The sequence below is a fragment of the Halobacteriovorax sp. HLS genome, from assembly GCF_004006665.1.
Classification (GTDB): domain Bacteria; phylum Bdellovibrionota; class Bacteriovoracia; order Bacteriovoracales; family Bacteriovoracaceae; genus Halobacteriovorax.
This window is the reverse complement of record NZ_QOCL01000004.1, coordinates 94504-111994: the sequence shown is the minus strand read 5'-3', so window position 1 is coordinate 111994 and position 17491 is coordinate 94504. Positions and strand designations below refer to the sequence as shown.

General features: G+C 35.4%; 14 protein-coding genes. 5 read left to right on the top strand and 9 right to left on the bottom strand.

The window, feature by feature from the left end; all coding sequences use genetic code 11:
• Positions 1-64: 64 nt before the first annotated feature.
• From DPQ89_RS08785 to DPQ89_RS08775, 3 genes are read right to left on the bottom strand one after another with little or no spacing between them, the layout of a single operon-like run.
• A complete protein-coding gene (locus tag DPQ89_RS08785; protein ID WP_127716565.1) occupies positions 65-1276 on the bottom strand; it encodes a HAMP domain-containing protein in 1212 nt (403 codons plus the stop codon).
• Between the two features lie 3 nt (positions 1277-1279).
• A complete protein-coding gene (locus DPQ89_RS08780) occupies positions 1280-1975 on the bottom strand; it encodes a TrkA family potassium uptake protein (RefSeq protein ID WP_127716564.1) in 696 nt (231 codons plus the stop codon).
• A 32-nt stretch (positions 1976-2007) separates the two neighbouring features.
• Positions 2008-3738: a TrkH family potassium uptake protein gene (locus DPQ89_RS08775; RefSeq protein ID WP_127716563.1), complete on the bottom strand. Its 1731-nt coding sequence runs from the start codon at positions 3736-3738 to the stop codon at positions 2008-2010.
• 62 nt (positions 3739-3800) lie between these two features.
• Between DPQ89_RS08775 and DPQ89_RS08770 the strand changes: the two genes are divergently transcribed.
• The 3 genes from DPQ89_RS08770 to DPQ89_RS08760 are packed head-to-tail and all read left to right on the top strand — an operon-like array spanning position 3801 to position 7085.
• Positions 3801-4928 carry a hypothetical protein gene (locus DPQ89_RS08770; RefSeq protein ID WP_127716562.1) on the top strand — a complete coding sequence of 376 codons (1128 nt, stop codon included), beginning with the start codon at positions 3801-3803 and terminating at the stop codon, positions 4926-4928.
• Between the two features lie 25 nt (positions 4929-4953).
• Positions 4954-5850: a tetratricopeptide repeat protein gene (locus DPQ89_RS08765; protein ID WP_127716561.1), complete on the top strand. Its 897-nt coding sequence runs from the start codon at positions 4954-4956 to the stop codon at positions 5848-5850.
• A gap of 11 nt (positions 5851-5861) precedes the next feature.
• Positions 5862-7085 carry a RodZ family helix-turn-helix domain-containing protein gene (locus DPQ89_RS08760; RefSeq protein ID WP_164848324.1) on the top strand — a complete coding sequence of 408 codons (1224 nt, stop codon included), beginning with the start codon at positions 5862-5864 and terminating at the stop codon, positions 7083-7085.
• Here the strand turns inward: DPQ89_RS08760 and DPQ89_RS08755 are convergent.
• The gene (locus DPQ89_RS08755; RefSeq protein WP_127716559.1) at positions 7082-8230 is read right to left on the bottom strand and encodes an LptF/LptG family permease; all 1149 of its coding nucleotides are present in this window, start codon (positions 8228-8230) and stop codon (positions 7082-7084) included. The genes DPQ89_RS08760 and DPQ89_RS08755 overlap by 4 nt on opposite strands.
• A gap of 122 nt (positions 8231-8352) precedes the next feature.
• Here DPQ89_RS08755 and DPQ89_RS08750 point away from each other — a divergent pair, with 122 nt between their 5' ends.
• Entirely contained in the window at positions 8353-9873 is a 1521-nt protein-coding gene (locus DPQ89_RS08750) for a leucyl aminopeptidase (protein ID WP_127716558.1), read from the top strand.
• A 43-nt stretch (positions 9874-9916) separates the two neighbouring features.
• Positions 9917-10390 carry a tRNA (cytidine(34)-2'-O)-methyltransferase gene (locus DPQ89_RS08745; RefSeq protein ID WP_127716557.1) on the top strand — a complete coding sequence of 158 codons (474 nt, stop codon included), beginning with the start codon at positions 9917-9919 and terminating at the stop codon, positions 10388-10390.
• Positions 10391-10444: 54 nt separating this feature from the next.
• On the opposite strand, the gene DPQ89_RS08740 is transcribed toward DPQ89_RS08745, so the two are convergent.
• From DPQ89_RS08740 to DPQ89_RS08720, 5 genes are all read right to left on the bottom strand, one after another.
• Positions 10445-11707 carry a hypothetical protein gene (locus DPQ89_RS08740; protein ID WP_127716556.1) on the bottom strand — a complete coding sequence of 421 codons (1263 nt, stop codon included), beginning with the start codon at positions 11705-11707 and terminating at the stop codon, positions 10445-10447.
• A 182-nt stretch (positions 11708-11889) separates the two neighbouring features.
• Complete coding sequence (locus DPQ89_RS08735; protein WP_127716555.1) at positions 11890-13011, bottom strand: hypothetical protein; 1122 nt, start codon at positions 13009-13011, stop codon at positions 11890-11892.
• Positions 13012-13156: 145 nt separating this feature from the next.
• Positions 13157-14296 carry a hypothetical protein gene (locus tag DPQ89_RS08730; protein WP_127716554.1) on the bottom strand — a complete coding sequence of 380 codons (1140 nt, stop codon included), beginning with the start codon at positions 14294-14296 and terminating at the stop codon, positions 13157-13159.
• Between the two features lie 130 nt (positions 14297-14426).
• Positions 14427-15938, bottom strand: coding sequence for a lytic transglycosylase domain-containing protein (locus DPQ89_RS08725; protein WP_127716553.1), 1512 nt, complete (start codon positions 15936-15938; stop codon positions 14427-14429).
• 140 nt (positions 15939-16078) lie between these two features.
• Positions 16079-17368 (bottom strand): dicarboxylate/amino acid:cation symporter, encoded by a 1290-nt coding sequence (locus DPQ89_RS08720; RefSeq protein WP_127716552.1) that lies wholly within the window; start codon positions 17366-17368, stop codon positions 16079-16081.
• Between the last annotated feature and the right edge of the window lie 123 nt (positions 17369-17491).

Genomic DNA, 17491 nt, shown 5'->3' with positions numbered 1-17491 from the left:
ACTTCAGAGGACATTTTAATTAAATATGTCCTCATGAAATGCGCAATGCTTCAAGCATTTGATTTTATACGTGAACATCCTCTGAGAGAACCATTAGATAGTAATCCATAGAACTTTCCTTTCCTCTGATTGGAATAACATTTCCATATCCTTGAAAGATATTGACGGCAACTTCATGTTCAACTTCTTCTTGACCATCCGCTTCCTCTTCAAGAGCAACAGCTCCCTCAGCATCAACTTCAAGCTCTTTAATTTTCTTTGGAGGAATAACAATGTCCGCATTTTCAATCTTACTTCTACGCTTAATAGCCAGTTGATAAGTCGAAATAATTGCTTCAGGGATTAAGGTATCTGTCATAACCTTACCAATAACGTCTTCAGACTGAACTTGGAGTAGTGAGTACAAGTGAGAATTCATATAAATAATTTGGCTATTCGCATTTGCAAGAAGAACTGGTTTCTTCACTAGGTTTGCTAGAGCATCAAATTTTCTATTCTCTAGAGAAATTCTATCTGTTCTTAGTTCTTCAAAAACTTTAAATGAGTGAATCATCTTATTCATCTCACGAGCGATTTCACCAATTTCATCATCTTGAGAATAATAAATAGATACATCAAAATTACAATCTTGCAGCTCTCTGATCGCATCCTTAATTTTTTTAAATGGCAGGGCAATTTTCCCAGGAACTACCAGTCCTAAAATAATTGTACCTAAAAAAGAAATAATAAGAGTTATCATCATATTTCTCTTAGTTTCTTTAATAATTTTCTTAATCTTTTCATCTCTTTCAACTGACTGAAAGTATTGTATATCTTGAAATTCACTAAAGGCATCTAAGATCTTATCTGCCAAATCTCCAATTGAAGCCATCCCTATATTATCTCGATGGAAAAGAGAGGCCTTACCTAAGACAACTTTCAATGAATCGACATAGGATTGCATTTGAGCAACAACCCTCTTAACATCTGCATCCCGGTATAGCGAGTCTAGCGTCTTTAACTGAGAAGTAAAACTATCACACAAGTTAACTAACTTTTCCACAAGCTCAGGAGATGTCTTATTTGAAAGAATACGTCTTTGATATTTCAAAATGGATACTGCAGAAATTCTAATTTCATCCGTTAGAAGTGAAACTCTATTAGACTTCACTGTAATCGATTCAATTTCTTTATTTAAAGAATTTAAGTGAAAGAAAACTGTAAAGCCAACTACAAGAACCACAAAGCAGGCGATGATAAAACTTGCTGCAACCCTATTTTTTAGTGATAAATTCACTCTCTACCCCTCTACCAAGTCAGCAAAAAGCTTATTAAAGTTCTTTTCACTTCCAACTAAAACAATAATGTCATCTGATTCGATTACATCCATAGGCATTGGACAATCATTTATTTCAACCCTATATGCCGACTTTCCATCTTCAGCAATATATGGAATCTTCTTTTGTAGAGCTACAATATTTAAATTGTAATTTTGACGAATCTTACTCTCTACAATGGTCTTACCTTCAAAATTCTTCCCTAGCTTTAATTCTACAATCGAATATCCTGCGGAGAAGTTATATCTTTGCATAACGTGGGGAGCAACAATCTTAGATGCTATAATCTCTCCCATTTCTTCTTCAACTTTTATAATTTCAGATGCACCAATTTCTTGAAGAACATGTTCATGAAGCGTTGAAGTTGCCCGAGCAATAACTCTCCCCACACCTAATCTTCGAAGCATTGTCACTGCAAGAATACTCATTTCAATATGGTCACCAATTGCAACAACTGCGACATCTACGTCCGAAATATTTACTGATCTCAAAGACCTTTCATCTGTTACATCTAAGGAAACAGCATGAGTAACACGATCTTTAATCTTATCGACTAGCTCATCATTCTTATCAATAGCAATAACCTCTGCCCCTTTTTCAAATAAGCGAACAGCTGTTTTGGCACCAAATGTTCCAAGTCCGATGACTGCAACAATCATAAATATTCCTTGTTAAACTATTTCCAGGGCCTTTAACCAATCATAATTCTTCCGTCAGGATAGTCAAACTTTCCGGTATCTCTATTTCTTTGCCCAATGGCCAGAATCAAAGTCAATGGACCAATTCTTCCAATAAGCATCAAAATAGAAATGGCAAGCTTACCCATAACAGAGAGATACGGAGTTATTCCTAACGTTAACCCAACCGTTCCAGAAGCACTTATCACTTCAAAGAAGATTGGTAGAAAGGATTGTTCAGGCTCAATTTTCATTATTATTAAAATAAATGTACTCGTTATTAAGATAGAAATAAACATCAGTGCCGTTGCACGAACAACCATTGGTGATGGAATTCTACGATCTAGAACCGTTACTTTCTTTTCTCCAATCAGTGTCGACTTAATTGAATAAAAAAGAATTGCCAAAGTAGTCGTTTTAACACCACCAGCTGTTGAACCAGGACTTCCACCAATAAACATAAATAATGTCATCATATAGATGGTGTATTTATTTAAGTTTGTCAGAGGTATTGAATTAAATCCTGCAGTCCTCAGAGTAACAGACTGGAATACGGATACTTGAATTTTTTCCCATAGAGTATAGGAATCTATTGAATTCAAAAACTCTCCAAAGAAAATGAATAATGCACCTGAAACCGTAAGCACAATTGAAGTTACAATAACGATTTTAGAGTGAAGACCAAGTCTAACTAGTTTCTTACCACTAGTAACAACTTCTTTAAGCTCTTTTAAAACAATAAAACCAAGTCCACCTAGTGTGATCAATATCGCAATGGTTCCATGAATAAGTGGTGAAGTCGCGTAACTTTCAAGGGAGTTGTTGAATAAACTAAATCCCGCATTGCAAAAAGCAGAAATACTATGAAAGAATCCATAATAAATTGCTTTAGAAAATTCAAATCCCTCAAAAGTAAAAGCAATAGTAAGAACAATCCCACCCCATAGCTCAATCAAGAAAGTATATTTGATAATATTGACAATCATGGCAAAGAGTTCTTCTAAAGAAGAAACATCTAACAAGTCTTGCATAATAATACGATCTTTCATTCGCATAGATCGACCTAACAAGATGGCCATTGAAGAGTAAAGCGTCATTATCGAAAGACCACCAATCTGAATCAAACACAGAATTACTACTTGTCCAAAAAGAGAGAAGTTATCTTGTAATGAGAGAGTTCCTAGGCCGGTTACACATGTAGCAGATGTGGCCATAAAAAAGCCGTCTATAAAGGAGATACTTTTCCCATCAATTGAAGAAAAAGGAAGCATTAGCAAAAATGTTCCTAAGAAAATAACACCTGTGAAAGAAAGTAGTACTAATTGAGCAGGTCTTAAGCGCAATCCTTGGAATAAGTTCCCATCCCTATTTAATTTCTCACGCTTAGTGTCTTCTTCATTATCATCGTACAGGGCCAAAACCGAGGACAATAGATGTACAGAGGCAAGCCAAAATGCAAATTCAATATCTCCCCACGTAATAATCATGGGAACGAAAACAACAATGGAAAAAATATATCTTCTCAGGAAGTCCTCAAGCCCTCTCGAGTTAGAGAAATTCGCAATGACGTTAACCATCAATACGGCAGGTACAACATAGGCCATATATAAAATGATATTATTAACAATTTCTAGATTCCAAGCAGAAGGCAACTTATTAATCGTTCTGAGAGAATATAAGAATATAAAAATTCCATTAAAAAAGAATTCTAATAAAAATGGAATTTTTTGTGATAGTTTTCCCATAAGACCATGATAATACTAAAGTTGTATTTATTTTATAAGTTACTTTTTACCGATTGGATATTATGGAAAAAATAAAGTTCAAAATTGATCATATTGACCCTTTAGGCCAAGGAATTAGTAAAAGTGGTGACCAAGTCGCTTTTATTGAAAAAGTTCTTCCTGGCGAAGAGGGGTATATCGACCCTATTAAAAGTAAGAAAAAAGGGCGACTGATATTCTCAAGATTATTAGAGAAGTCTTCACTAACAGTGGCTTCAGAGCGACGAATCAAAGCAGAGTGTGAGCACTTCAATCAGTGCGCAGGATGTCATTTCCTTCACACAGACTACGAAAATGAAATAGCAATAAAGAAGACTACGGCAAAAAAACTTTTTTCATACCTGCCTCAAATTAAAGCAGAAGTAGAAGTCATCTGCGCACCTGAACGATTTGGATACAGAAATAGACTCCAGCTACACTACAATAATGAGACTATGGAGCTAGGTTTGGTTGATCCCCTTAAATCACAAATTGTAAAAATTGAGAATTGTAAGATAGCAAACCAAGCAGTTTCTAATAAAGTAAAGGAGATTTACCAAGACAACGCTTGGGAAAAACTCACAAAATTTGAAAAGAACACAGGCCATATTGAAATTTATGATTACGACGGAAAAGTTGAACTAAATATTAATAAGAATTATGCCCATGGAGGTTTTAGCCAAGTAAATGAACAAATGAATGAGAAAATGAAAGCTCATTTACACTCTGAAGTTAGAAAGTATGTTCCTAGCGAGCATCTACTGCTAGATCTCTTTGGAGGTGGCGGTAATTTATCAAAAGAGCTTACAGAGTATGAAACATTAGTCATAGACGGCTTTCCCCCATCATCCCCCACATTTGGAAACCATCAAACGTTCAAAGAGATTAACCTTTATTCTAAAGATGCCATTAGTAAAATTCAAAAAGAGGCCAAAGCTAATAAAGAACGATCTATAATTTTAGATCCACCAAGGTCTGGGATGAAGAACTTGCAAGAAGTGATCGAAAAACTAAGTCCAAATTACATTTTTATGATCAATTGCGAGGTCAGCTCAGCTATTCGAGACCTCAAAAGTTTAGATTTAAATTTTGAAATTTTAAATGCCACAATCTTTGATCTTTTTCCTGGTACTCGACACTTTGAGACCTTTACCACTATTAGAGTTTGTTGATTTCCATGCGGTATAACTGTACACTATGAAAGATGCGATTTTTCATATTGCACTAAATGGAGTTTTAAAGATGAAATGGAATTTTTCACTAATTATTTTGTTAACAATTTTACTCACATCTTGTAGTAGCAGTAACCAAAGATTGAGCAAAACTACCGACGAGAAAAAAGCTGATCTATACTACTCGCATGGAACGGCCATGTTAATTAGTAAGGATTATAGACAGGCATTAAAACTACTATTGGAATCAAAAGCACTCAATCCAAATGATCCAAAAGTTCATAATAATCTGGGAATGACCTACTATTTTTTAAAACAAAAGGAATTAGCTTTTGAACACTTAAAAAAAGCTATTGAGTTAGATGAGAATGGATCTGACGCTAGAGTTAACCTTGGTTCTCTATATTTCGAAGAAAAGAACTACAAGCTTGCTCTTGAACAATACCAAGAAGTCCTAAAGAACCTGACTTATATCCACCAGTACAGAACACATTATAATATTGCACTGATTTATCTGAAAATGGGAAATACTACAAAGGCTAAGGAACAACTACTCTTATCAAATACTCAAAACCAAGACTACTGTCCTGCAAGTTATGAGTTAGGACTCATTTATTTCAAGGAATATCGTTATAGTTCAGCTCTAAAGTGGTTTACTGAGTCAACTAAAGGAAAGTGTTTTGAAAACCCAGAGCCGGCATATATGCAAGCATTAACCCTTTTAGAGCTTAAGGACTACGCTGCTGCAACATTAAAATTTCAAGAGCTTATAGAACGTTTTTCCGCTACTAGATTTTCTTCTATGGCCACTCTAAAATTAAATGAGATTAAGAACCAAAAAATTATAGAGAACAAGGAAAACGATATAATTCGCAAAAAAGAAAAAAAGGCGAAGAATATTTATAACAGTCCTTCATTTTAATAAGTATGAATATGAGTACAGAACATAGAGAAGACATTAAAGATCAGGAAGTTATCCAAAATGCATCTGAGACAGAGCATGAGGAGTTAGTTGAAACTCCTGTCGAACTTTCTGAAGCCCTAACAATTGGTGAAGTGCTTAAAGCTGCTCGTGAAGAGAGAAAGCTTTCTCTTAAAGTGATCTCCCAACATACAAAAATTAGTACGACTATACTTGAGCACTTAGAAGCAAATAGATTTAATGACTTACCAAGTAAGGCCTATGTTATAGGGTTCGTAAAAAATTATTCAAAAACTGTTAACTTAAATACTAATGACTGCCTACAACTTCTTAATGAAGCTTATGGTGTAACTCCCGAGGTTACGGCAGTTGAAAGCCACTCACCTACTCCAACAAGAGAACATGAGCCTACAGAGGAATCTTCTTCAAATGAGATTCCTTCTCAGTATTTAACTATTGCAGGTGTTTTTCTAGCGCTGATCATTGTTGTCACAATTGCTATTAATTCAAGCTCTGAGACTAATAAGGAACAAATACTTACTCAGCAGGCGCAAGAAGTTGATGAGGTTGCCCAGACGCCTCTAGTAAATGTCATGCCTCAAGAAGTAAGTGAAGAAACACCTCTAACGGAAACAAAAAAGCCCCAAGTTGAAGCTCAAGCTGTAGAAGTTAAGGCCGAAACTGCTCCTGAAGTAAAACCAGCTCCTGTGAAAGTTGAGAAAGCTCAAGGGCCAAAGAAAGAAGAAATAAAGGTTGCTGAGAAAGTAGAACCAAAAATTCAAGAAGAAGAAAAGAAAGAAGAGAAAGAAAAGAAAGTTGAACTTAGACCTCTTTCACTTCCCCTCTATTCAGTTTCTGCAGACAAGACTGAATTGCAACATTTACCAGATAATATTAAGAGTTCATTAATTGCTGGAAAACAAAATGTATTCATTAATGCAGTAGATGGAGATACATGGATTACCTACAAATCTGATGATAATGCCATCAAGAAGTTTGTTCTTAAACAAGGAAGAACATTACTTATTAGAGGTGATCTTATTAGGATATTCTTGGGTAATATCAATGTTGCCAGAGTATTCTTAAATAATGACCCATTAACTATTACTACTCGATCTGGTGTTAAGTCTCTTGTATTTCCTCAAGAAAGTGCTAAAGACTTTAAGCTTCCATTATTTATTTATAAAAAGAATGGGAAGGCCATCACTTCGTCAGAATACGAACAAGACATTTAACTGGCCCAATCTAGTTTCCTGTATAAATAAATTCCTAGACCTATTGAAACAACAGTTGGAGAGAACGTAGTTATCATCGGGTCTAGAATCCCCTTTCTAGACAAACTAACTCCAAAGAAAAATACCGCGTAATAAGAAAGTAAAAAACTTAATGCTCTACCAGAGGTATTCTTAGTTTTACCTCGTCCGTGTTTTATACCAAAAACAAATCCCAAAAAGATAAAAAGTACACACTGTATAGGAGTATTTATTCGTGACCAATACTCAAGCTGAGTCTTTGCTGACGCTTGCATAGTTTGTCTTTTAGTAAGTTTTAATTCTTTAGACTTAGTGGCCGAATCTCTAATTGAATTTTTAAGCTCAGAGTTAGTCTTCATCCCGTCTTTAGTTACAAATTCTGTGATGGCACCACCACTTGTTAGCGGAAAGTCGTAATCTTTAAAAAGAATTTTCTCAATTTCTCCATCCTGCCCTTCAAATCTTTTTATGATAACACCGTCTTTAAGATGTAAACGGACGCTTGGAACTCCCCATTTTTCATCTAAAATCTTGATTAGGCTTCCCTCTTTGGCATGAACAACTTGTTCAGCAAGATTCCCCTTTTTACTCTTTTGAATGAAGACATGCTTCATCATCTTTCCCTTTTCTTCAACTTCGTCGGCAAAGAGGGTTACACCGGGAACTTCTGTGAAAAATTGACCTGATTTTATATCAGTTAATACCCCTGTAGAAGTTAGTCTTATAATCGTATTTTTAAATTGTGTTTTTGACGCCGGTATAACTTTATTATTAAGAGAAAAAATACAAGCGCCGATAAATAGGCCTGATATTAAAAATGGAAGAAATAGTTTAAACTTTGTTACACCAAAAGAACGCATAGCAACAATTTCAGAGTCATCACTTAGTTTATTTAACGTGTAGATTGTTGCAAACAGACAAGATAATGGTACGGCCATTGGTATAAAAGAAATTGCAATATGGCCAACAAGCTCCATGACAACGGTCCATTCAACACCCTTACTTATTACTATTTTGATAATTCGAAAGAGCTGAAAAGTAAGTAAAAAGGCCACAAAGAAGAATGTGCTTAATACGAAAGGAGCGATAAAGTTGGCCGTTAAGTACCGTTGAATGAGTTTAAACATAGTTGGTTGAATATTTCCTTAGTATTTTGGCAATTCTTTAGGATCATGATAGTTTAACTCGCCGTACTTTAATAAACAACTAATCGATCTTAAATAGATCTTTAAAAATAAAGGAGATTTTAATGAAATTTACTCTAAATCTCGCAGCAAAAGAGTTTTCTAGCTCAAATCTAGTCCTCATTTCTGCGTTTCAAAAGACAATCCCAGCAAAAGGAAAAGCAAAAGAGCAACAAGTTCTCGCCAATACACACTGGTCTAAAGACGTTAAAGCAAAGTTTGAATCTATTAAGACATCTAGTAACTTCACCGGATCTCTTGGCGATAAGTTCACTTTTCACTTAGACAATGGAACTACTGTTCTAGCTTACGGTCTTGGAGATAAAACTAAGCTAGACTTTGAAGGCCTAAGAAATGAAGCAGCGAAAATTACGACTATGCTCCAAGCTACTCACAAAGAAGTTGCAATACAATTTGACGGATTTGTCTTAAAGTCAAAAAGTGAAGAGTCTCTAAACGCTCTTGTAGAAGGGATGGAGCTTGCTTCTTATAAGTTCGATCGCCATCTTTCTAAAAAGAATGAATCTAAACTCAAAGACGTTATACTTGATAGTTCAATCAAAAAGACTTCAGCTAAGAAACTTCAAAGTGTTTTAGATTCTACATTAATAGTTACTGAATCAATTGGTGTTGCAAGAGACTTCGTTAACGAAGCTCCAAACATTCTAAGAAGTACTGTGTACGCTAAACAAGTTCTGGCCGATATTAAAGGCGTTAAGGGTGTAAAATCTAAAGTTCTTGGAAAAGCTGAATTAAAGAAAGAGAAAATGGGTCTATTTCTTTCTGTAAATGCTGGTTCTGCATATGAGCCTCAACTTGTTCACCTAACTTACACTCCTAGTAAAGTTACTAAGAACACGAAACATATTGCTCTAGTTGGAAAAGGTCTTGTTTTTGATACAGGTGGATACTCATTAAAGCCAGGTGGCTCAATGATGAATATGAAATTTGATATGGCAGGATCTTCGACTGTTTATGCGGCTTTTAGAGCAGTAGCAAAATTAGGGCTTAATGTTAAAGTTACTTGTATCCTAGGTATGACTGATAACGCTGTAAATGAGCATGCAACTATGCCAGACTCAATAGTAAAAGGAAGAAACGGAATGTCTGTTGAGATCCTAAACACTGATGCCGAAGGTAGACTAGTTCTTGCCGACTGTCTTGACTACGCTTGTGATCAAAAGCCTGATGCTATTATTGACTCTGCAACTCTTACAGGGGCCGTATTAGTTTCTCTTGGTAATCAGGTTTGTGGAATTATGGGTAATAACAAGAAGCTAACGGATAAAATTCTTAAATCTGCAAAGACTACAGATGAGTATATGTGGGAACTTCCAATCATTAAGGAATTCCATGAAGATATGAAATCTCCTATTGCTGATCTTAAAAATATTGGTGGTTCAAGCTTTGGTGGATCATCTAAAGCGGCGGCTTTTCTATCAAACTTTGTTAAAAATGATATCCCTTGGGCACATTTAGACATTGCAGGAATTGGAGATAGCCAAGGACACAAAGCATACTGTCCAGCTAAAGGTGCATCTGGTTTAATTATTAGAACACTTGTTGATTTTCTAAAAAATTCTTAAATACACTAAGCGCTCACATATCGTGGGCGCTTTTTCTCAAACTATGAAAAAAACTAACTTTAAAATTGTTCTCGTTTGTCCTGAAATACCTGGGAATACTGGCTCAATTGGTAGAACATGTCTCGCACTAAATGCCCAACTCATCCTCATCCATCCACTAGGATTTGATATAGATGAGAAGGCCGTAAGACGGGCTGGACTCGATTACTGGAAAGATATAACTCTGACAGAGTATATGTCTTTTGAAGAGTTTATAAAGACGGAGAAGCCCTCTCAAGACAAGTTACACTTCTTTACTAAGAAATCTCAAAAGAATATTTTTGAAACAGAAATTAAGTCAGATTGTTACTTGATTTTTGGAGCTGAAAGTACCGGGCTTAGCGAAGAACTCTTAGAAGAATACGATGAGCGTAGTGTTGCCTTTCCAATTCTTAATGAAAATATCAGATCTTTAAATTTAGCAAGTATTGTAACAGCGGCTGGATTTGAAGCCATTAGACAGATAAAGTACAAATAAGAAAGGCCACATCCATGTGACCTTTCCAATTAAAGAATTTTTTAAATATAACTATTAGAAGTTATAAGTCATCCCAACTCTTGTAAGTAGGTTATCTAAAGCTAGAACACCTTGCTTAGCAGAAGTTGTTGCTGCTCTTGAAGCTGCAGTAGTTCCAATGAAACCGTCGATAGTAAGATCACCAAATAGTAATGATGCCCCAGCATTTACTGCAGTTCCATTTGAAATAGTAGTTTTACCATCAGTCATTGAACCATTATAAGATGCTAAAGCTAGCCCTTTAAGTGTATCAACAACAGCAGCACCATTACTGTAAGTACCATTTACAACTTTAGAAAGTCTCTTAGATTCAGACTGACCAACTAAGTTATACGAAACAGAACCTCTCAATGTTAACCAAGAAGTTGCATTAGCTTCGTAAGTAGCGATTACAGGAAGAGCTGTTCTTGATAGTTCTGATTTATCAGCAGTGTACTTCATCTCAACATTTAGAACATCGTAGTACGCACGAACTGATACAGTATCTGTTGAATTGATCTTATGCGACTTACCAGCACCAACAAATAATCTATTAAACTTACCTTCTGACTTTACACCGGCAGACTGGTTACCACCAGTTTGGTCCCAGCTAAATGTTTTATATGAAGCGTATAACTTATAGTCACTGATTTTATATGATCCACCAACTTGAAGACCAAACTTTCCATCAAATTTAGAAGGAACAGTAAGATTCTTCTTTTCAGACTTAGAATCCAATGAAAGATTTACGTAACCTTCCCACTGATCAGCAAGTGCTCCAAGTCTAACCGCCATTGCGTTATCTTCTGAGTAAGCAGCTGCTCCAGCTGTAGCCGGCTCATTACTATCTTTTGTATATACAAAATTAGCTCCCCACTTAATACCTGAAGCTGTTTCAGAACCTAAGAAAAGATCAATCTGATTATCAGCAGTAGAAAGGTATGTACCTGTTGGAGAAGCAAGTATTCTTAAAAATGATGAAACATTTGATTCATTTCCTAAATACAATCCGTAAGTGAAGTTACCCGTTTTCTTCAAAAAACCACCCATAGCTTTTGGGTCAGCATCTTGATCAAGAGTTCCACCAGAAGTAGCACCCGTTCCACCCCATTCAAGAGTTAGAGTATCAGCGTAATTATTAATGTAAGCAGCATTAGTAAAGATCGATCTATTATCTTCAATGAAGTAATTGTCTTCTACCTCTTCACCAAGCGCTAAAATTCTTGCCTTAGAAGCAAGTGCAGTTGTTGAAACCAATCCCATAGTTGCAACAGCTGTAAAACCTAAAATCTTTTTCATCCAAAACTCTCCTGAAAAAGTGTGATTATTATTTTTAATTTGTGATTCAAATATTATTGTCAGGTTTAAAAGAATTTATGTCAAATATAAACAAAACAATTTTGATAAATTATTTTAAAAACAAAAAAAAAGGCCTCACATAAGTGAGGCCTTCTATTTAAATTTAAGTTAAAAAATTTAAATTAGAACCAGTAGTGAACACCAACTCTTGTCATCATGTTGTCAAGAGAAAGTACACCTTGCTCAGCTGCAGTAGCTGCAGTTCTTGAAGCACCAGTAGTACCGATTGAACCGTCAACTTTAAGCTTACCAAAGTTAAGAGTCGCACCAGCAGTTACATCAGTAGTGTTAGTGTTTGTAGACTTAACATTGTTAGTAGTTGTAGTTGCACCTTTAACTTCTCTGTTATTGATGAATACGTTTTGAGAAACAGATCCTCTAAGAACTAACCAAGAAGTTGCGTCTGCTTCAAAACCTAAAGTTACAGGAAGAGTAGAGTTTTTAATTTCTCCGAAAGTTGCAGAAGCTGGCTTAACTTTTTCAGTTGAAGCAACATAAGCAACATCCATATTTAATCTTGCAGTTGAAGATACTTCGTGAATTCTACCAACACCAACTGTTAAAGTAGTTAATTCATTTTCAGTTTTAACTGCAGATACAGTGTTGTCATATCCAGACTTGTCATAATCTACGAAGAATTTATTTCCTGCGAAGTTATAAGCTGCACCAATGTTTAAACCATTTGCTTCAAACTTATCACCAGCAGAAGCTCCACCTTTAGACTCATCAGAAAGGATCATGTTAGCATATGCTTCGATATCACCCATTGTCATACCAAGTCCAAGACCTAGGTTAGAGTGTTCTTTCTTGAAAGTTCCAGTAGTTTCGTTTTTCCCAGATGCATAGTGAAGTCTTGCTCCCCATTGTACACCCATATCTCCACCAAAGAATAGGTCAAGATCATTATCTTGAGCTTGGTAGTTTGTTCTGTTCGCGTTTTCAGAATCAATGTCAGAACCTAAGTAAAGACCGTAAGCAAATGATCCCATTTCTCTGAAGAATCCACCTTCTGCGTGTGGAGCTGCTGCAGTATCAGCTGCTGCATTGTCAGTTCCCCATTCAGTTACGATGTAGTTTTTGAAAGTGTTAACTTTTGAAGCATTTCTAAAGATGTTTCTTGCATCTTCAACATAGAAAGAACCTCTATCGTCATTTTGACCTAGAGCCTCTAGTCTTGCCTTTGAAGCGAATGCACTTGTAGAAAGTACTGCTAAACCTGTTGCGATTAGGATTTGTTTTTTCATCCAATCTTCTCCTTGAAGTTTTAAGATTACAGTTCGTGTAATCAGTTTTATTAATCTGCAAAATTTGCAATATTATTAAATTAATCGGTTATCTAGATTTTCGTGTCTTTAAAAATATTTGTCAACACCCTTAAATCACATACTTTTACTTTTCTTTAGATAAAATTAACTTTATTTCTGACAAAACTTTCAAACCTCTTGCCATATGCGACAAAGCATAAACGGAATCTCCAAAGTTATTTTCATTTTGAGCAGAATCAATAAATGGAGCATTACTACTAACGAAGTAAACATTCTCAAGAGCTTTCTCTGTGGATAAACTATAAGAATCGTCAAAATTCAGACTGTCAGTATTCTCTGTTAAAACGATAAATTCCTTAAACGAAATTCCTTTAAAAGCAGGAAATATTTTTTCCAAATTTCTTTTTAATAATCTTATTTTTTTGGAAATATCTTCTTCATTTGTATGATTAACGTCTATATAGGCTAAGAAATTTGCTTCTTGTGTTTTATTTTCTTCACAAACATTCTTAAATTCCCCAATAAAATGTCCCCATTCATGAGTGTAACTTAATGGGATAAGCATTGTTTCTTGTCTATTTGTCAGCTCCTTTTCAAAAATTAATTTTATATGAAGCGCACATGGTGTTTGGGTTCCCTCAACAAATTGAACAAACTCATTTGAAAGAGACTCCTTTTTAGGAAAGTCTTGATAAAACTTCCACGGAGACTCGCACCAATAGAGATTCTTGCAGTATATCTGTGTACCATTTGTACACTCTACTACCCATAAGTTGTCCTCTTTAAATATCTTATTCGGTATATGCTCGAGCTTTACCTTTGAAACATCTTCAAAAAAATTCTCATCATTCATAAAAGTAAAGATTTTCTCGCTGCTATATCTTGCTCTTGGATTAGTGAAGAACTCTTCACCCCATAAGAGCTTTTCGTGCTTTCCTCTAGAGCCAAACGCTTTAAACTTTAAATCCTTATAGTAAGTTGATTTCTTTTGGGTAACTTCAATATCAGCATAAGAGTAAAACTTCTCCATATAGTCGATATTAGACTGACCTCTTAAAGAACCTGGGCCATTGATCCCCACTCCATCCTGAGAAATATTTTCTTTAGTAAGCAAGAGAATATCCTCTTTTGCATGCGTTTTTAAAAGTGCTTCAAGCGTTGCAAGAGCAAATACATCTCCACCCACGACAAGTGAAGTGGTATCTATTCTATTGGTGGTTTTAACTTCTTCTTTTTTTAATTTCTTTAAATCTGAATAGCTCATAATATTCTCTAAGAGTTGAATGATTGATTATTACTGTATGTAATTGGATTCTACATCGAAGATTTTGCTATTGTCAGCCACAAAAAAGAAAAGCCCGCAATTGATGCGGGCCTATATAGAGATATGTAAATTATCTGATTATGAGTTTATCACCGGCCCTGATTTGCCGGTGATTAAGAATTGTAAGATTTGAAACAATCAATGTATCTAAATTTGTTTGAGTTTTTCGTGCAACAGACCATAAAGAGTCACCTCTTTTAACTGTATACCATCTAGAAGGGTTTACAATTTTCTTTCCCTTCGACTTAGCAACACGAATTCTCTTTTTATAATTCTTTCTTCTTACAACAACCTTTCTAGGCTTTTCATATAGATCTGCATACATTTCATCCTTACGAGATTGTCCATCTCTAAAAGGAAGAACTACAACAGTACCTTTCTTTAATCTCTTATTACTCTTATAGTCATTAAGTCTCTCTAAAACGTAGGGAGATTTCTTAATTTTAAATTTTCTCGCAACATCATTAAGAGTAGATCTACTTCCTCTTACTTCGTACTTTTGAAAAGCAACCGCAGAGTAATTTACATTAGAGCAACACTGAGCATATGTTTCTTTTAGACCTGCTGGAATCCTTAATGTATATGTCTCTTTTGTAGGTGGAGTAAACCAGCGTAAGATCTCTGGGTTTAAATACTGAACATCTTCAAAATCAATTCCTAAGTCCTTCGCAAAACTGACTAAGTCAATTCCACCAGCAACCGAAATTTCTTCAAAGTCTAATGGATCGTGAAAGTTGATTTCATCAAACCCAAAAGTTTTTAAGTTTTTTCCAATAATAGCAAGTGCCATAATTTTTGGAACATAATTCTTAGTCTCTGGTTTAAGGTATCTTCCCTTTCTTAGATTCCAAAAATTCTCTGTTTTATAACGCCTAATTGCTCTACCGACCTTTCCTTCTCCAGCATTATAAGCTGCTGCTGCAAGCTCCCAAGAGCCAAAGTCACTATAGAGCCTTTTTAAATATTTAGAAGCTGCAATAGTTGCTTTAATCGGGTCTCTTCTTTCGTCGACATACCAATCAATTTGTAATCCAAATCTTTTTCCTGTGTAAGGCATAAACTGCCAAGGACCAACTGCTCTGGCCCAAGACTTAGCCCCAGTTTGAAATCCAGATTCTGCCATAGCAAGAAAAATAAGATCTCTTGGAAGACCATGATCCTCTAATATTTTCCCTAAAACTGGCGCGTATCTACCGCCTCTAGCAGAGTATCTTTCAAAAAATCCCCTACCTCTTGTTAAAAAGTAATTCATCCACTTTTTAACTGCATCATTATAAACAACAGGTATATCAAAATAGTAATTTTCTAATTTTAAATGTTCAGCGCCATATAAGTAATAAGTCTTTCCTTCGTAGGCCGAAGGATCAATTTGGGCACTTCCCACCATGTGACCATTACCATGATAGTCTTCAACAGAATCTTGAGCTTGCTTCATCCAAGAGCGATGTTTAGAAAGGTTTTGTTCTTCAGCCTTCGCTACCGAAGCCTCATCCGCTTTCTTATTCACAGTGCTTATATTTGAACAAGAGATTAAAGTTGTTGCTAGAAAAATTTGCGTAACCAACGGTCTCCAAACTTTCATATGCTTCCTTTATCCTTTATTTATCGTTAATAAAGGGCCATTACTGGCCCTGAAATTGTTCTATACATTGTCTTACTAATTGCTCTTTCAGTCAATCTAGTTAGACTTTTCCATTATACCAATACTATTTAGTTAGGTAATTAACCATCTATTACTGGCTTATCTACTCTATCTGAAAATTCAGACTTGTCCATCATTGAATCGACTACAATTGTACCCACACAATCACCAAAAACATTAACTGTTGTACGGAACATATCAAGTATTCTATCAACTGCTAAAATAAGTCCAATACCTTCAATCGGTAGCCCTACTGCACCAAGAACAATACTCATGGTGATTAATCCTGCACCAGGAATCGCAGCTGCACCAATGGCCGCCAAAGAAGCTGTCATGAAAATTACGATCTGCTGTCCAATATCTAAATTAATTCCATAAACCTGAGCAATAAAAATTGCTGCCACTGATTCGTACAGAGCAGTACCATCCATATTGATCGTTGCACCTAAAGGAAGCACAAATTTAGCTGTATCTTTTCTAACTCCTAAATTCTCTTCAACTGTAGTCATTGTAATAGGAAGTGTAGCAGCAGAAGAAGAAGTTGAAAAAGCAGTCAGTAATGGAGCACTTAAACTTTTAAGAATAAACAGTGGAGATTTCTTTAATCTCCAAGAAGCTATAAACATAAGTAAAATTGCATGGCATCCAAGTCCAATAATAACTGTGGCCATATACTTAGATAAAGATTCAATCGCTCCAAAACCTGTCTTTGCCATAATATCGATCATCAGAACAAAAATACCAAGTGGTGCTAGCTTCATCACGACATGAGTAAGCTTTAAAGTCATTGCTTCTAAACTCTCCATAAACGAAACAACTGGAGCTGCTTTCTTAGGCATATAAAGAGCAACAATACCAAACATGATAGCGAATACGATTACTTGTAATACCGTTGATGTTGCCATTGCTTCAAATGGATTACTTGGAATCGCATTTATTAATACATCAATAATTGTCTGATATAATCCCTTAGATTGAGTAACCTTTTGTGCCATAACTTCGGACAGGCCATCTAGCCCAGCTTTGTCTTGAAGAGCTGCTCCCATACCAACACCAGGATTAATTAAGTTAACAAATATTAGTCCTAAAAAAACAGCGAAAGCAGTTGTTACAAAATAGTATCCAACAGCTTTTCTTCCCATAGAACCTAAGGCTTCAGGAGTTCCTAAATTATACATGGCCATAAAAATAGATGATAGGACAAGAGGAATGATTACCATTTTCAGTAATCTAATAAAGATGGTTCCGATAGGTTTTAAATATGATGCTAAATCACTGTATCCTGTAGAATAGAGAATAAGCCCTATTATTAATCCCGCAATCATTGCGATACCAATCAGCTTCGCTTCTTTTTTTGATGCTTCCTGCATTTATTTCCCCTTTACTCATAGTATGTTTAAAAATTTGCTAAAATACTCAATATGTTAAATCATCCAATAACATTTCTAATGGTTTCAATCAGCATAGTGTTACTCATGTCGACACTAATGTTA

Excerpts from the sequence above, each read along its gene's own strand:
- DPQ89_RS08735 (WP_127716555.1), bottom strand. The coding sequence starts at position 13,011 with ATGAAAAAACAAATCCTAATCGCAACAGGTTTAGCAGTACTTTCTACA.
- DPQ89_RS08750 (WP_127716558.1), top strand. The coding sequence starts at position 8,353 with ATGAAATTTACTCTAAATCTCGCAGCAAAAGAGTTTTCTAGCTCAAAT.
- DPQ89_RS08740 (WP_127716556.1), bottom strand. The coding sequence starts at position 11,707 with ATGAAAAAGATTTTAGGTTTTACAGCTGTTGCAACTATGGGATTGGTT.
- DPQ89_RS08760 (WP_164848324.1), top strand. The coding sequence starts at position 5,862 with ATGAGTACAGAACATAGAGAAGACATTAAAGATCAGGAAGTTATCCAA.
- DPQ89_RS08765 (WP_127716561.1), top strand. The coding sequence starts at position 4,954 with ATGAAAGATGCGATTTTTCATATTGCACTAAATGGAGTTTTAAAGATG.
- DPQ89_RS08730 (WP_127716554.1), bottom strand. The coding sequence starts at position 14,296 with ATGAGCTATTCAGATTTAAAGAAATTAAAAAAAGAAGAAGTTAAAACC.
- DPQ89_RS08720 (WP_127716552.1), bottom strand. The coding sequence starts at position 17,368 with ATGCAGGAAGCATCAAAAAAAGAAGCGAAGCTGATTGGTATCGCAATG.
- DPQ89_RS08770 (WP_127716562.1), top strand. The coding sequence starts at position 3,801 with ATGGAAAAAATAAAGTTCAAAATTGATCATATTGACCCTTTAGGCCAA.
- DPQ89_RS08725 (WP_127716553.1), bottom strand. The coding sequence starts at position 15,938 with ATGAAAGTTTGGAGACCGTTGGTTACGCAAATTTTTCTAGCAACAACT.
- DPQ89_RS08755 (WP_127716559.1), bottom strand. The coding sequence starts at position 8,230 with ATGTTTAAACTCATTCAACGGTACTTAACGGCCAACTTTATCGCTCCT.
- DPQ89_RS08780 (WP_127716564.1), bottom strand. The coding sequence starts at position 1,975 with ATGATTGTTGCAGTCATCGGACTTGGAACATTTGGTGCCAAAACAGCT.
- DPQ89_RS08745 (WP_127716557.1), top strand. The coding sequence starts at position 9,917 with ATGAAAAAAACTAACTTTAAAATTGTTCTCGTTTGTCCTGAAATACCT.
- DPQ89_RS08775 (WP_127716563.1), bottom strand. The coding sequence starts at position 3,738 with ATGGGAAAACTATCACAAAAAATTCCATTTTTATTAGAATTCTTTTTT.